Raw genomic sequence first — 15331 nt, 5'->3', positions numbered from 1 at the left:
TCGTCCACGTCGAGCGGAACCTTGCCGACGGACTGCGCGGCGTCGGTGTGGACGACGATTCCCCGCGCGCGCGCCGCCCGCGCGATCGCGGCGACGGGCTGGATCGCGCCGGTCTCGTTGTTCGCGTGCATCACCGTGACGAGCGTCGTGTCGTCGCGGAAGGCGGCGATCACGTCCTCGGCGCGCACGGCCCCGTCGGGCGCCGGGGCGACGCGGCTCACCGTCCACCCCCGTCGCTCGAGTCGGGCGAGCGGCGCGACGATCGCGGGGTGCTCGATCGCGGACGAGACGATGTGGCGCCCCTTCGCCTCGAGCGCCTCGGCGACGCCGAGCACCGCGAGGTGATCGGCCTCCGTTCCGCCTCCGGTGAAGACGATGGAGTCGGCGGCGCTGCAGAGGAGGGAGGCCACCTCCTCCCGCGCCCGCTCGACGACGGCTCGGGCGCGGCGCCCCGCGTCGTGCCCCGAGGAGGGGTTTCCCCACGCACCGGTCAACGCGTCCACGATCGCCTGGACGACCTCCGCCGCGACCGGTGTGGTGGCGTTGTGGTCGAGGTAGATCACCGACTCGCAGTTTGACCCGATTTCGGGGCGATTTGTTCGTAACTGTTCATATCAAGTTGTACGCATATGTATCAACGCGGTCATTGTTCATGCATGCACTTCATTTTTCACTTCACATCAAGTCGAAGTGGACGTACAAACAGGCCGCACACGAAACATGTAAGTGTGCCTTGAGGTCACTCGCATGAAGATCAATGACAATGCAACTAATTCGAAGCATAAGGACGTCTACGTCAAGCCTCATATCAAGACCATGACGATTCAATCGGTCGTGGATGCGATGGGGCCGGCCCAGGCGAGCGGGGCCAGTGGGTTCGTCGTGTCGAATCCGGAGCGCGGGCGCAACAGGGGTCGGGGGCGGGGTCGCGGCCGCCGTTGAGCGCGTCGGAGTAGGATCCGGCCGGAGGTTCCTGATGTCCGGCCCAGCGGTCCTTTCGTCCCGCCTTCTTCACGCCGGGCGCATCGTTCGGCTCTCCGCCGACGAGGTCCGACTCCCCAACGGCAACGTCTGCACCCTCGAGATCATCCGGCACCCGGGCGCCGCGGCGATCGTGCCCCTCGATGCCGACGGCTCGGTCCACCTCGTCCGGCAGTACCGATACGCCACGGGGGGCTGGCTGCTCGAGGTCCCCGCAGGAAAACTCGACCCCGGCGAGTCCCCCGAGTCCTGCGCTTTGCGGGAGGTGGAGGAGGAGACCGGACTGCGGCCCGGCCGGCTGGAGCCACTCGGCTGGTTGTGGACGACCCCGGGGTTCACCGACGAGAGGATCTGGCTGTACCTCGCGACCGACCTCGTTCGGACGCGCCAGGAACTGCAGCCCGACGAGGTGCTCGCCGTCGAACGGGTGCCGTTCGACGAAGCCGTCGCCATGGCCGAGCGCGGAGACCTCGTCGACGCGAAGTCCGCGCTGGCGTTGCTGCGTGCGGCGGCGCGCCGACGTCAGAGCAGGTAGGGGAGGACGTCCCTCAGGTCGCGCGACCGCACGACCGCACCCGCCGCCGCCTCGAGCTGCGCGTCCTTGGGATTGAAGGCGATCGCGAACCCCGCGAGGCGCGCGGCGTCGAGGTCGTTCGCGTGGTCTCCCACGAACGCGCAGCGGGCGAGCGGGATCCCCTCGCGGGAGGCGATCGCCCTGAGCGCGACGGCCTTGCCGCCCATGTCGAACGGAGTCGCATGCCAGTGGTCGATCCGCCCCGCGTCGTCGAAGACCACGCGGTTGCAGTAGACCTCGTCGAAGGGGTGGTCGGGGAACAACGCGTCGAGAAGGAAGTCGAGCGTTCCCGAGATCACGGCGAGGCGCACCCCCTCGCGCTTGAGCGCGTCGAGGGACTCCCGCGCGCCGTCGACGAGCCGCAACGGTCCGAGCGACTCGAGCATCGAGCCCCGCGTCGCCCCCGCGTCACGCCAGCCGCCGACGTCGAGCGTCACCCACTCGGCGTACGAGAGGCGCCCCGCCTTGTAGGCGGCGTACCGCTCGCGGTTGAGGTCGTCGGCGCCCAGGAAGCGCGCGTTGAGCACCTCCCAGACCGTCTTCTCCTCGGGGTGCTCGACGAGCGTGCCGTCGACGTCGAAGGCGACGAGATCGAAGCGGGGCATCAGGCCTTCCCGATCCGCGCCGCCATCGACTTGAACGCCGGCGTGCCGGATTTCGGGTCGATCCGCCGCGGCACCAGGGCGTTCGCCTCGGGGTAATACATCGCGAGATTCCCCGGGGGCAGGTCGATGAAGGCGGCGGTCACGTGCATCCGGCCGGTTTCGGTCGAAACGACGACGGCATCCCCTTCGGCGATGCCGAGCCGGGCGGCATCCGACGCGTTCATCATGACGACGTCCCGCCGGTCGATGCCGCGGTAGAGGTCCTGCTCCTCGTAGACGACCGTGTTGAACTGCCCTTCCGAGCGCAGGGTCATCAGGCGGAACTCGCCCGCGCCGACCCGGAACGCGGGGAGGGCGGGGACGCTCGTCCGTGCCTTCCCCGACGGGGTCGGGAAACGCGGCGCGTGGAAGGTGCGCCCCTCGATCTGGAACTCGCGCTTCGTCGCGTCGATCGAGCCGAGCGGCGCATACCCCGGGACGACCTTCGCGATCGCCTCGCGCACCGCCCGGTGGTCGGTCATGCGCTCGAAGTCGAACGGTCCTTTCGGCAGGACCCGCGAGGCGAGCGCGCAGATCGCCTCGACCTCGCCCTTGAGCTCGCCCTCGGGGACCGGCGCGCCGCCGTCCGACAGGCGCACGTAGTTGAACATGCTCTCCTGCGTCGTCGCCTGGCGCTCCTCGTCGCGCGCGAGCACGGGGAGGAGGACGTGGAAGCGCCCGCGGCCGTGGACGTGTCCTTCGTTGAGCTTCGTCGTGATGTACGCGGTCGTGCCGATGCGCCGCAGCGCCTCTCCGGCCCACGGCCGGTCGGGGTTCGACCCGAAGAGGTTCCCGCCGAGCAGGACCGCGACCCGGATCTTCCCGTCGTGCGCCGCCTCCATGCAGCGATAGGTGTCGAGGCCGCCTCCGGGATTCGCCGGAAGGCCGTAGACCTCCTCCATCTTCTTCTGGAACGCCTCCTTGACGGAGGGCGCGAATCCGACCGAGCCGACCCCCTGGACGTTCGAGTGGCCGCGGATCGGGAGCAATCCGCACCCCTCCCGGCCGACCCAGCCGCGGGCGAGGGCGAGGTTCGCGAGCGCGATCACGTTGTCCACGCCGTGCTCGTGGTGGGTGAGCCCCATCGCCCACAGGAAGATCCCGCGCCTCGCGTCGACGATCGCCCCGGCGGCGCGGTCGATCGCCTCGCGCGTCAGGCCGCAGGTTCCGAGGAGCGTCTCCCACGGTGTCGCGATCGCGTCGGCCTCGACCGCGTCCCACCCCTCGACGTGTTCGGCGACGTAGCCCCGATCGATCCCGCCGCGCTCGATCACCGCCTTGAGGAGCGCCTTGAAGACGGCGATGTCGGTGCCGACGTGCGGCTGGAGATACTGATCCGACACCTCCGAGCCGAAGAGCATCGAGCCGACCTGTGAGGGAATGCGGAAGCGAACGAGGCCGAGCTCGCGCAACGGGTTCACGACGATCACCACGCCGCCGCGCTTTCGGAGCTCGACGAGCTTCACGATGAGACGGGGGTGGTTCGACGCGGGGTTCGCCCCGGCGACGATTGCGAGGTCGGCGCGGTCGAGATCGTCGAGCACGAGGGTCGCCGTTCCGCTCCCGACGATCTGCGAGAGGGCGACCCCCGAAGCCTGGTGGCAGTAATAGGAGCAGTTGTGGATGTTCGCGGTTCCGTACGCGCGCCCGAAGACCTGCATCAGGAAGGCCGCTTCGTTCGAAGAACGCCCCGACCCGTAGAAGAAGGTCTCCTCGGGGCGCGAGGCCTTGAGATCCGCGGCGAGGCGGTCGAGGGCCTCGGTCCAGGAGATCGGCCGGAAGTGCGTGTCCCCCTCTCGCCACGCGACGGGACGGGTGAGCCGCCCGGCGTATTCGAGCTGCATCGACGTCCAGCGCGAAAGGTCCTCGACCGAGTGCCGCTCCCAGAACTCCGGAGGGATCGGCCGCTGCATGTCGCCGGCCTGGGCCTGGATCGACTTCTTGCAGACCTCGGGGAACGAGCGATGCTCGTTGACCATCCCGCCCGCCTGCCCGCCCATCCCGTACGCGCAGGTCTTGCAGGCGTTGCGCGAGCGGAGCCGGGTGTACAGCTTCAGCACGCCGCCCGCCTCGCGCCCCTTCTTCAGCGTGTAGGCGAGGGCGGCGAACCCGCCGGCGGCGTCGACGCGGGGCTTGGGCATGAAGGGGCCTCCGAAAGCCCCCTCTTATACCGCGTTCCGTCCCTCGACGTAGGCCAGCGGCACCGAAAGCCGGATCGGCCGCCCCGGTCCCGCGCGCCGGTCGAGCTCCGCGCCCATCGCCTCGACCCCGGCCTCGCCCGCGATCTCGAGCCAGGCGGGGAGAAACGCCAGCTTCACGAACGGATGCGCGAGGAGCGCCCGCGCGTCGGCGAACCGCAGCGACGCTTCGGAACGCAACACGCGCGCGACGCCGAACCCCGCCTCCTCGAGCGAGGCGGCGACGTCCTGTCCCTCGGGGCGACTCGCGACGTGATCGGCGAGGTCGCGCCGAGCGTCGTCGTCGGTCAGGACCGCGCCGAGCGCCTCGTAGAGCTCCCGGAAGTGGCCGCGCACGTTGGACGCGAGCGCGATCGTCGCGCCCGGCTTCATCACGCGCCGGCACTCGACGAGGACGGAGTGAGGATCCTCGAAGTTGTTGACGCCGAGGTTGGAGACGACGAGGTCGAAGACGGCGTCCGGGAACGGCATCGCCGACGCATCCCCCTCGAGGATCTCGACGTCGACGAGGCCGCGCCCCGCCGCCTTCGACCGCGCGCGCCGGACGCCCGCGCTCCAGGGGTCGATCCCCGCGGCGCGGCTTCCGGGCCCCAGGCGCGCGGCGATCTCGAGGAGCGGAAACCCGGTGCCGCACCCGACGTCGAGGAGCGCGGCCCCCGCGCGCAGCGGCACGTGCTCGAGCAGGAGGGCGCCCGCGAGGTGCGACCACACGGGCGCGTCGTCGTAGGCGAGTGCGGTCGCTTCGTCGGTCGGGTCGAACACGCGCTCAGTTCGTGAGGTAGGCGTAGAGGTTGACCGTCACCGCCTTCTCCGCGGTGTTGTAGAAGTAGACGCGGTACCGCGGGAAACCCACCTGGAAGCGCGGCTGGTCGGAGGCGAAGTACGGCGAGGCCGACGACACCTCGGGCGACCTGACCTCGAAGGCGAACTGGAGCTGCCCTTTCTCCTCGAACGCCCGGACGATCGAGTCCTCGTCGGGGATGAGCACCGCGGTGACGAGACCCGGACGGACCACCTCGCCCTTGATCTGGCCGGTCATGCTGAGCACCATGTGCGTGAAACCGTCGGGATCGAGCGTGCCCCCTTCGACCCAGCGTTGCGTGTCCTTCGCCGATACCGGGGGGACGGTGACGTCGCGGCGGCCGACGAATTGCGCGGAACGGATCGGCCCCTTGAGGGACACGACGCCCTCGACCGTGAACGTGCCGGGGAAGTTGGTCACGTAGACGCTCTGGACGCCTTCCGCGACGGTGCGGCCGGCGGGGGAGAGGGAGAACAGGACGATCGCGGCCACGACCGCGGCGGCGAGGACGATGCGGCGCACCATGGGTACCTCCGGGGAAGGAAAGCTGCTCGCCCGATTCTACCGGCGGGACGTGCTCGCCGTCGCGCGGGAGCTGCTCGGCGCGACCCTCTGCCGCAGGATCGACGGCGGGTCGGTGCTGCGGGGCACGATCGTCGAGGTCGAGGCGTACGTCGGCGAGCACGACCTCGCGAGCCACGCGCGGATGGGTCCGACGGCGCGCAACCGGCCGATGTACGAGGCCGGCGGGGTCGCCTACGTCTACCTCGTCTACGGCATGCACCACTGCCTGAACGTCGTGACCGGGGGCGCGGGGGACCCGCAGGCGATCCTCCTGCGCGCGACGACGTCCCCCGACGGGACCTCGGCGTCGGGGCCCGGCCGGCTGTGCCGCGCCTTCCGGGTCGACCGCACGCTCGACGGCGCGAGCCTGCTCGAGGACGCGTTGTGGATCGAGCGCGGGCCGACGGTCGCCGACCGCGACGTCCGCCGCACCCCGCGCATCGGAGTCGACTACGCGGGGGGCTGGGCGCGGCGGCGCCTGCGATTCGTCGTCGCGGGGCATCCGGACGTGTCGGGCCCGAAGGCGGTCAACGGCGCAGGAAGTCGTACCCGAGGGTGAGGAAGAGCTCGTTCGCCCCCTCGTCGTTGCGCGAATAACCCAGGGTGATCGGGCCGAGCGGGCGAAGGAAGGCGGTCGCGCTCACGCCGTAGCCCAGACGGGTGGGCGCATCCCCGAGCGCGTCGCGCAGCGCCGCCCCCCTCACCGCGTCGGTGCCCACCTCGAGGTACACGCCCAGCGGCCCGATCTCCACGCTCCGCAACCGGGCGGTCAACCCCAGGCGGGCGTAATGCGGCGCCGAGGCGCCGTACGGGATGAAGCCGTAGAGGGAGCGATACCCCCCGGGGTCGAACCAGTCGAGCCGGCGCTCCGCGCCCCGCGACGTCCCGACCCCTCCCCTCAGCGTGAACGTGACGAGATGCTCCTCCCCGAAGGCGACGACCTTGTCTCCGGTGAGCTCGAGCCGGTTGAGCGTCGTCCCGCCGAGGGTGGATTCGATCGACAGGCGCGCGGCGCCGCCCGCGGTCGGGAAGACGAGGCGGTCGTGCCGGTCGAGGCCGAGCTGGAGGCGCACGATCGTCCGGTCGCGGCGGAGCTCGGGGTCCGTCGTCCCTTCGAACAGCCGGTCCTCCACGTGATCGATGCCGAGCCGACCGGCGATCCCGAAGCGCAGGCGACGGAGCAGGTGGGCCCAGACCTGTCGCGTGCGCCCTTCCTCCCACGCCCCGGTCACGATCCGCTGGCGCTCGTCCACCGTCGGCGCCTGGAGCTCGGCGAAGAGCAGTCCCCCTTCGAAGCCGAGGTTGCGGAACTTCCCCAGGAACTCGGTGCGGTAGCGCAGGGTGGCTCCCTGCAGCTCCTTGGCGCCGAATCCCGCGAGCTCGGCGCGGTCGCCGCGACTGCGGAGATTCCCCCGGGCGACCGAGGCGAACCCGGCCCAGCTGTAGGCGTCCCTCCAGGCGACGCCGCCGGCGCCTTCCCAGTAGTTCTCCCCGCGCAGGTGCAGCGTGAAGTCGACGTGCCCCTCCGCGGTGAGGCGCGGCTCCACCGTCCAGTCCTCGATCACGCCGCGCGCGATCAGCTCCTCGAGTCGCTCGGCGAACGTGTCGAACCGGAACGCGCGACCCTGCAGGTCGCGGAAGTGGCGCCGCGCCGGCGCGAGGTCGACCGGTCCGTCCACCTCCACGTCGATCGTCCCGGTCGGCAGCTCCCGGAGGTCGACGTCGAGCTCGCCGGACTCGTTGCGCCAGGTGGCGAGCCCGACGAACAGGAGCACGCGTCCCTGCTCCACGAGGGCCTGGCGGGCGCGGCCGGCCAGACGCCGGCCCGTCTCGAGGGCGAAAGGCTGCCCGATCGGGAGCACGATGCCGAGCTCCCCGGGGGGCGGGATCTCGGGGCCCGTCTGCGACACGCTCCGCACGACCGCAGCGGGCACGAAGACGAAACGCAGGATGCGCCCCGACGCTCCCTCGACGATCTCCGCGCGCCCGTCGACGACGGGACTCCGGTTCAGCGCGCGGGCGAGCTCCGCCCGGATGCGGAAGCGCGTGGCGGATCCCGGGGAGCCGCCCAGCCGTCGGGCGAGCTCCGTCGCGTCGATCGCATCGGTCCCCTCGACCTCGACCGAGTCCCACGCGATCCTCGACGGGTCCTTCGCCCGCGATTCGAGCGCCTCCCACACCGCGTCCCGCATGGAGGCATACCCGGCGCGCCCGACCTCGACGAGCGGAGCGACGCTCTCCCGAAAGTCCGCCTGCGAGGAATCCACGACCTCGGGGAGGATGGTGACGTCGGCGAGTTTTCTCGACGACTCCTGCTGCGCGGCGGTCAGGATCGTGATCGACCGGTTGAGCGCGTCGAACGTTCCCCGCATCGGCCTTGCCACGACCCGTTCGCTCACGTCCACGGCGAACACGGCGTCGGTCCCGAAGGCCCGCGCGGTCCCCGTCGGGAGGTTCTCGACGAGCCCGCCGTCCACCAGGCGCGCGTCTCCGAGGCGGACCGGACGGAAGACCCCCGGGATCGCGAACGAGCCGCGGATCGCCGTCACGAGATCCCCCGACGCGGGGATCACGGCCCGTCCGGTCACGATGTCGGTCGAGATCGCCCGGAAGCGGTAACGCAGGCGGTCGAAGTCTCCCTCGGAGACCAGTTGCGCGGCCAGCAGATAGCGGTTGAGCTCGCGGTCGAGCACGCGGGTCTCGACGAGGGCGCCGACCTGGGCCGGGCTCCCCGGGACGCGCCGGTACGACACGAGCGCCGCCGCCGCGCGGATGTCCTCGACTTCCGAGAGGACGCGACGTCTCTGGTCGAGCGGCGAGATGATCGCGTTCCAGTCGCGCCGCTCGAGGGCGGATCGGATCTCCTCCGGACGGTACCCGGCGGCGAGGAAACCTCCGATGAGCGCCCCCATCGAGGTCCCCGCGATCGCGTCGAACTCGACGCCGTCCTCCTGCATCGCCTCGGCCACGCCGATGTGGGCGATGCCGCGCGCCCCGCCCCCCGAAAGCGCGAGCGCGAGCGAGGGGCGCCCGGGCGCCGTCCAGCGGACGAAGCCGTCGAAACGGCCGTCGGGAAGGACGCGCTCCGCGAGCAGCGTTTCGACGACGCGTCCTTCGGCGGGGGCGATCGCGGCGGACGCGAGCAACACGGCGGCGAGGATCACGCGTCGAGCTCCACGGGGACGATCCTACCGGCACGGAGCAGCCAAAGCTCGGCCCGAGGCGGCTCGGGGAGGCGCAACGCCGCGGCGACGGCGCGCGCGTAAACCGCGATCTGCCCGCGGTAACGCGCCTCGGCGCCCTCGACCTCGGCGTCGGTCTTGTAGTCGACGACGGCGATCGCGCCGCCGCGCTCCTTCACCACGAGGTCGGCGCGTCCACGCCAGACGACCCCCGCGTCGTCGCGCAGCAGGATCGGCAGCTCCCGCGCCAGGACGTCGACCTCGGCCATGCGACGCGCGAAGGGGGAGTCCTCGAACCCCTCGAGGATCGCCCGCGCCTCGCGTTCGACCTCGGGGTCGGTATCGCGCACGGCGAGCACCCCCCCCGCGGCGCGCCGCTCGAGGGCACGGTGGACCGCGACGCCGACCGCCCGGGCGAGATCCCGGCGCAGCGGCGACGTGTCGTCGGATTCCGGGTCGGGCTCGCCGGCGAGAGCGGAGGGGGAGCGGAGGAACGCGCCGGTCCGCGCGGCGATCGAGGCCTCGACCCTCCCGCAAGCCGCCGCGGCCTCGGGCGCGCCGAGGACCTCGCGGACCGGTCCCTCGCGCGACGGCGGCGAGGTTTCGAGGAAGTGGTGCTCCACGCGGCCCCCGGCCAGCGTCGTGTCCCCGGGCGGGGGAGCGGCGACGTCGTACCCCCACGGGGCGAGGGCCTTGCCCCAGGAGGGGACGCCTCCGTGCCGTGTCTTGCCGGCGAACAGGACGAGCCGGTCGCGCGCCCGCGTCAGGGCGACGTAGAGCAGGCGGAGGTCCTCGGCCTCCCCGTGCCGCGCGTCCTCGAGGTCGATCGCGATCCGCGCGGGATTGAGGCGATCTCCCACCTTCATGGCGAGCGCCGGCACGCCCCCGGTCGCGAGCGTCGCGATCTCCACGTCCTCCCGAACCCCGTCGTGCCGGGAGCGGCCGAGGTCCGGCACGACGACGATCGGCGCCTCGAGCCCCTTCGCCGCGTGGATCGTCATGAGGCGGACCGCGTCGGTGTTCTCGTCGGCGAGCGGGGACTCCCCCTCGGGGTCGGTGGACCGCCGCTCCTCGAGCGCCGCGACGAGCTCCACGAGCGATCGGGTGCCGTCCGAGGCGAGATCCTCGGCGCGCGCGGCGAGCTTGCGGAGGTTGGCGACGCGCTGGGGGCCCTCGAAGGCGAACGCCTCGAGGGTCTCGAGGTCCGACAGCTCCAGCGCCTTCCGGATCGCCGCGGCCCGATCGAGCGTGCACGTTTCCGCGAGCAGGCGGCGCAAGGCGGCGAAGGCGCGCGCGAGCGCCGGGAATCGCGAAGGATCCGGAGCGGCGTCGCGTGCCCACCGGCCTCCCGCCTGCGCGAACGCGGCGAGCTCGGTATCCGGGACCGCTCCGGCCGGCGACCGCAGCCAGGCGAGGATCGCGGGGGGATCGTCGGGATTGCCGAGCAGCCGGAGCACCGCGAGGAACCGGACGACCTCGGTGCGCTCGTGAAACGTCCGGCCGCCGGCGAGCACGAAGGGGATCCCGGCCTCGCGCAGCGGCCGCGCGTAGGCGCCGATCGCGTGGAAGGACCGGAAGAGAACGTAGACGTCCTTCCACGATGCGTTGCGTTCCGCGACCCACGCGCGAAGGCGCTCGGCGAGCAGGCGCCCTTCCGCCTCGCGCCGGCGGGATGCGGAGGTCCCGGGCGCCAGCACGGTCCACAGCTCGATGGCGGGGCCGCCCCCCGCCTCCTCGCGGACGGCGTCGATCTCGCGATAGGGCGGCTGCCAGTCGCTCTCGGTCCATCCGTCGCCGCCGGCGAAGAGGTCGTTCACCGGCGCGAGCACCCGCCGGACGCTGCGGAAGTTCACCGTGAGGGCCAGCGCCCGGCCGCCCTGTTCGAGCACGCGCCGGACGGCCCGACGGTAGGCGGCGTAGTCCGCGCCCCTGAAGCGGTAGATCGACTGCTTGGGGTCGCCGACGATGAACACGCGGCCGGGCTCGAGCTCGGCCGCGAAGGGATCGCGCGCCCGCCCCCCGGGACGTTCCCCCAGGTACAACACGATCTCGTACTGGATCGGGTCGGTGTCCTGGAACTCGTCGACGAGCAGCATCGTGAACCGGCGCCGCAGCGCCTCGCGGGCCTCCGGCACGTCGCGCAGGAGATCGCGCGCCGCGACGAGCAGGCCGTCGAAGTCGACGAGCCCCCGTCCGACGAGGGACTCGCGGAATCGGCGGGCGAACGGGGAGACGGCGGCGACGAGGTCCCGCAACGGCGCGTCGTCGACCCGGGCGAGCGGGCGCAGGATCGCCTTCGTCCCACGGGCGAAGGTGGCGAAGGTCCCGTGCAGCTCCACGGGGATGGACTTGTTGGTCGCGACGTCCTTCGCGAAGATCTCCGCGGCCAGCTCGCGCCCGAGGTCCGCGTCGAGCCCGCGGGCGGCGATGCCGCGCAACACGGGCAGCGCCCGGTCGAGGAGCTCCCGCGCGTTGTTCTTCATGGCGGGGGCCGCGCGCAGCAGGGCCTCGCCCACGCCGACGAGCCGGGTCGCCTCCGCGCCGAAGAGCGTTCGCGCGTCCGGCCACGCGGGGACGTCGACGAGCGTGGCGACGGGGATCGACGAACGGGAGAGCTGCCGGGCCGCCGCCTCGACGGTGCCGAGATCGAAGGACGCGAGGACCCGGCTCCAGAGCTCGCGGCGCGCCCCTTCCGGGCCGAACTCCCCCGCGAGCCACGTCTCCCACGACTCCGGGAAGAGGGAGGCGAAACGCTCCCCGCGGTCGACCTCGAACTCGGGGGAGACCCCGGCGTCGAACGGGTGCCGCCGCAGGACCTCGGCGCAGAAGCCGTGGACCGTCGTGACGACGGCCCGATCGACCACCCCGAGCGCCGCGAGTGCGCGGTCGCGGATCGTGTCCGGCGGGACGTCCTGCCCCTCGCGCAGCCACGCGAACGCCCGGTCCGCCTCCCCCCGCCGCGCGTCCGGGGGGCGGAGGTCGTCCCCCGCGGCGATCGCGCGCAGCGTCTCGAGTCCGTCGGACAGGCGCTCGCGCATTTCCCCCGCGGCCTTCTCCGTGAAGGTGATCGCGGCGACGTCGCCGAGCGCGACACGGCCGGAGCCGAGCGCGACCAGGAGGCGTTCCACCAGAAGGCTCGTCTTGCCGGTTCCCGCTCCCGCCTCGACGACGAGGTTCCGATCGAAGGTGCGCACCGCGAGCTCGCGGTCGCCGGCGTCCGGGAGACGATCCGGGCGCTTCACGACTCGTCCTCGCCGACGTCGCGCAGCAGCGGCTTTTTCTTCCGCTTGCGCGAGACCGCGCGGTAGGCGGTGCCGTCGGCGGCGAGCTCCTCCCGCGATGCGGTCGGCGGGTGCCCCTTGCGGCAGGCGGGACGGAACTCGCACCACGAGCAATGCCGCCCCTCGCGGAGCGGGAAGACACCGGCCCGCGGGAGGTCCGAAAGGACGCGCAGGGTCTCGCGGAACCCGGCTTCCTGCTCCGACTCCGGGAACCCGGCGAAGGGGGCGGGGCGCGAGCCGTCGGCATCGTACGCGGGGCCCACGCCGAGCAGCGCGACCGTCGCGCGTCCGGCGAGCAGGTGGTAGAGGGGAACCTGCAGGCGCTCGCCGGTGAGCATCTTCTCGACGTCGAGTCGCGCCTCGAGGTCGCCCGAGGTCTTGTAGTCCGCGACCGTGCGCGTGGCGTCGCGCTCGACGGCGCGATCGAGCTTTCCGCGCGCGACCAGCACACGATCCTCGCCCAGGTCGAGGGTCCGCTCGAGGAGGTGCTCGAGGCGCACGCTCGAAGCCCCGGCGAGCGTCCGGAGATCCTCCTCGACGAAACGGCGCAGCGCCTGCCTCCACGACGACGTCTCGATCGCGTGGAGGAGGGGAAGGGAGCGCGCGGTGCGCTCGGCGGCGGCCCCGAACGTCGGTTCCCAGAGGTCGTCGAGGAGCGTCCTCCCGCGCGCCGCCAAGGCGTCGGGATCGAGGCGGGTGAACGCCCCTTCCCGGTCGAGCTGCGCGTACACGCCCTCGAGCAGCGCGTGCACGCGTTCCCCCGTCTCGCGCAGGCTCGAGGCGAACGGCTGCGGCTCCTCGGCGAGCGGCCGGGCGCGCAGGACGTCGGCGAAGAAGAACTGCAGGGCGCAACGCCCGAGCCGTTCCAGCGAGGTCACGCTCCAGGCACGCGGGGTCGGGGCGGGAACCCGTGCGTCGAACCGGCAGTCCCCGGGCGCGAACGACTCGGTGGCGGCGAGCATCTCGAGATGCGGCGCCAGCTCCGGCGCGCGGGCGAGCAGGGGAGCGCGGCCCGCGGCGTCACCCTCGCCCTCGAGGGCGACGAGCAGGCGCTCCTCGTCGGGCGTGACGAATCCCGTCCCCTCGGCGAAGGCGCGGATCTGCTCGCGAGGATGGGAGGGAACCGCGCGCGCGCGGCGCCGAAGCGCCTTCGCGTCCGGAACGCCGAGCAACACGCGCGCGATCTCGCGCAGGGCGGGAGAGGCGACCCGCGCCTTGCCGTCGTCGTCGGCGCGCGTCCAGGAAAGGGCCAACGACGTGCGCGCCGAGCCCAGGGCCAGCGCGAGGAGCAGGTGCTCCTCGCGATCCCCCTCGGACTTCACGGAGAGCGGCCGTCCGAGCGACTCCCGCAGGATCGTGCGCCAGGCGTCCGGGAGATAAGGGTCCTCACGCGGGATGCGCGGCCAGACGCCGGACTGGAGTCCCGCGAGGTGGACGTGCTCGAACGTGCACCCGCGAAGCTGCATCACGTCGGCGAGAAGGAAGCCTCCGGGTCGATCGGGAGCCTTCGCGCGGGCGACGCCCGCCGCCTCTTCCAGCCAGAGGACGAACGCGCGTGCCGGGATCGCCGCCTTCTGCCCGAGCACGCGCTCACGGGCGCGGGCCGCCCCGAGCACGGGGGCGAGGAGGTCGGCCACCGCCCGCGCCGCGCCCGGCTCGAAGACCCTCGCGACGAGGGCCTCGACGGCGTCGGCGTGCCCGCTCCAGCTCCTCCGGGTGGCCGCCGCGACATGGGCCGCGAGGGCGCGCACGGCGGCGGCGATCCGCCGGGCCGCGTCCCGGCGTTCGACGACGGCGTCGTCCCCCTCGTCCTCGTGCGTCCGCGGCGTCCCGGCCCACGCCGGGAGGTCGCGCGTCCACGCCTCGAATCCGCCGGGGATGCTGGCCTCGCGGCTCCAACCTTCCGCGAGGGTTCCGGGCACCGGCGCGGCGTCGGGAGCGAGGCGGTCCCACGCCAGCCGCGGCGAGCGCAGGAGCTCCGCCGTCGCCGGCCGAGGAAAGTCGTCGGCCACGACGCGCAGGAGCGCGAGGAGGTCCCCGACGTGCGGGTCGGCGCGCAACGGCCGCCCCGGCGGTCCTTCGCAGGGGAAGCGCGCGTCGTCGAGCGCCCGGTCGATCGCGGAGGCGAAGGGCGCGAGCGTGCGCGCGGTGATCGCGACGTCCCGCGGAGCCGGACCGTCCGCGACGCCGGCCTTCGAGCGCAGGCCCCAGCGCAGCTCGGTTCGCGACCCCTGGGCGTTCGCGATCGACCAGGCGTCGTCGTCGAGCGGGGAGGGTCGCGCCCCCTCGTCGTAGAGGTCGGCGAGACGGGACCCCAGCCGGGAGCGCCACGCGAGGTCGAGGCCCTCGACCCGCTCCCCCTCCCGGAGGAGGTACCGGCGCGCGAACGACTCGGCGTACGCGGAGACCGCGCGCCCCGGCGCCGCGGGGAGCAGGAACGCGACGCGCCCGTCGGCATCGAGCTCCCGCACGAGGTCGAGGTTCATCCCGACGAGCTCGTAGGCGCCGTGATGGAAGATCGCGCGGAACCGCGCGCCGTACGCGCGTGCGTGGGGAAGCGCCGCGCAGGCGCGCACGGCGTCGTCGGCGAGGCCGCGCGCCCTGGCGGCCTCGAGCAGCGCGGTGAACCGTCGGTAGATCGCCGCGACCTCGCGCTCCCGGTCCGAGCGCGCGAGGGGCTCGAGCGCGTCGGGGGGGATCCCGGCCTCGCGCAGCTCGGCGAGGGTGCCGAGCAGGCCCGTGGTCGCGCCGCCGCGCGAGAGGACGAACCCGGCGAGCGCGCTCGCGCGCTCCAACCCGCGAAGCGCCTCCTCGAGGAGGGCCTCCAACAGGAGCGGATCGGCCGCGTCGGGAGGGGTGTGCCCCGCGGCCTCGAGGATCGCCCCCGCGAGCGCCCGGTGATGGAGGACCTCCACTCCCACCGCCGCCCCCATCCGTTCCGCGATCCGCCGCGCGAGGTGGTCGGCGAGGCGCCGCGTCGGGACGATCAGGAGCACCGGCGCAAGGGAGTCCGCCCGCTTCACCTCCTCGAGGCGATCGAGAAGGTGCGTTTCGAGCGTCCACGGATCGAGGTGGGCGAGGACTCGCATCGGATGGGGCCATAAT

General features: G+C 72.8%; 10 protein-coding genes. 2 read left to right on the top strand and 8 right to left on the bottom strand.

Features of this window, described 5'->3' with window-relative positions; genetic code table 11:
- The coding region (locus VF139_08520; protein ID HEX6851442.1) for an aminotransferase class V-fold PLP-dependent enzyme at positions 1–563 on the bottom strand (563 nt) is incomplete at its 3' end.
- 413 nt (positions 564–976) lie between these two features.
- Between VF139_08520 and VF139_08515 the strand changes: the two genes are divergently transcribed.
- Entirely contained in the window at positions 977–1516 is a 540-nt protein-coding gene (locus VF139_08515; GenBank protein ID HEX6851441.1) for an NUDIX hydrolase, read from the top strand.
- Here VF139_08515 and VF139_08510 read toward each other — a convergent pair.
- From VF139_08510 to VF139_08495, 4 genes are read right to left on the bottom strand one after another with little or no spacing between them, the layout of a single operon-like run.
- Positions 1504–2160 (bottom strand): HAD family phosphatase, encoded by a 657-nt coding sequence (locus tag VF139_08510; GenBank protein HEX6851440.1) that lies wholly within the window; start codon positions 2158–2160, stop codon positions 1504–1506. The genes VF139_08515 and VF139_08510 overlap by 13 nt on opposite strands.
- A complete protein-coding gene (locus VF139_08505) occupies positions 2160–4340 on the bottom strand; it encodes an FdhF/YdeP family oxidoreductase (protein HEX6851439.1) in 2181 nt (726 codons plus the stop codon). Before VF139_08505 ends, VF139_08510 begins: the two co-directional genes overlap by 1 nt.
- Before the next feature lie 24 nt (positions 4341–4364).
- Complete coding sequence (locus VF139_08500) at positions 4365–5159, bottom strand: methyltransferase domain-containing protein (GenBank protein ID HEX6851438.1); 795 nt, start codon at positions 5157–5159, stop codon at positions 4365–4367.
- A 4-nt stretch (positions 5160–5163) separates the two neighbouring features.
- Positions 5164–5724, bottom strand: coding sequence for a hypothetical protein (locus tag VF139_08495; protein HEX6851437.1), 561 nt, complete (start codon positions 5722–5724; stop codon positions 5164–5166).
- On the opposite strand from VF139_08495, the gene VF139_08490 reads away from it, so the two are divergent.
- Positions 5723–6322 (top strand): DNA-3-methyladenine glycosylase, encoded by a 600-nt coding sequence (locus VF139_08490; GenBank protein HEX6851436.1) that lies wholly within the window; start codon positions 5723–5725, stop codon positions 6320–6322. The two genes, VF139_08495 and VF139_08490, sit on opposite strands and share 2 nt — an antisense overlap.
- Here the strand turns inward: VF139_08490 and VF139_08485 are convergent.
- From VF139_08485 to VF139_08475, 3 genes are read right to left on the bottom strand one after another with little or no spacing between them, the layout of a single operon-like run.
- Complete coding sequence (locus tag VF139_08485) at positions 6291–8927, bottom strand: patatin-like phospholipase family protein (GenBank protein ID HEX6851435.1); 2637 nt, start codon at positions 8925–8927, stop codon at positions 6291–6293. The two genes, VF139_08490 and VF139_08485, sit on opposite strands and share 32 nt — an antisense overlap.
- On the bottom strand, positions 8924–12187 hold the full coding sequence (locus VF139_08480) for a UvrD-helicase domain-containing protein (protein ID HEX6851434.1): 3264 nt from the start codon (positions 12185–12187) through the stop codon (positions 8924–8926). The genes VF139_08485 and VF139_08480 overlap by 4 nt, the downstream gene beginning before the upstream one ends.
- A complete protein-coding gene (locus VF139_08475; GenBank protein ID HEX6851433.1) occupies positions 12184–15315 on the bottom strand; it encodes a PD-(D/E)XK nuclease family protein in 3132 nt (1043 codons plus the stop codon). The genes VF139_08480 and VF139_08475 overlap by 4 nt, the downstream gene beginning before the upstream one ends.
- Positions 15316–15331 lie beyond the last annotated feature (16 nt).

The sequence above is a fragment of the Candidatus Polarisedimenticolaceae bacterium genome, assembly GCA_036376135.1.
GTDB lineage: Bacteria > Acidobacteriota > Polarisedimenticolia > Polarisedimenticolales > DASRJG01 > DASVAW01.
This window is presented reverse-complemented; position numbering and strand designations above follow the sequence as displayed.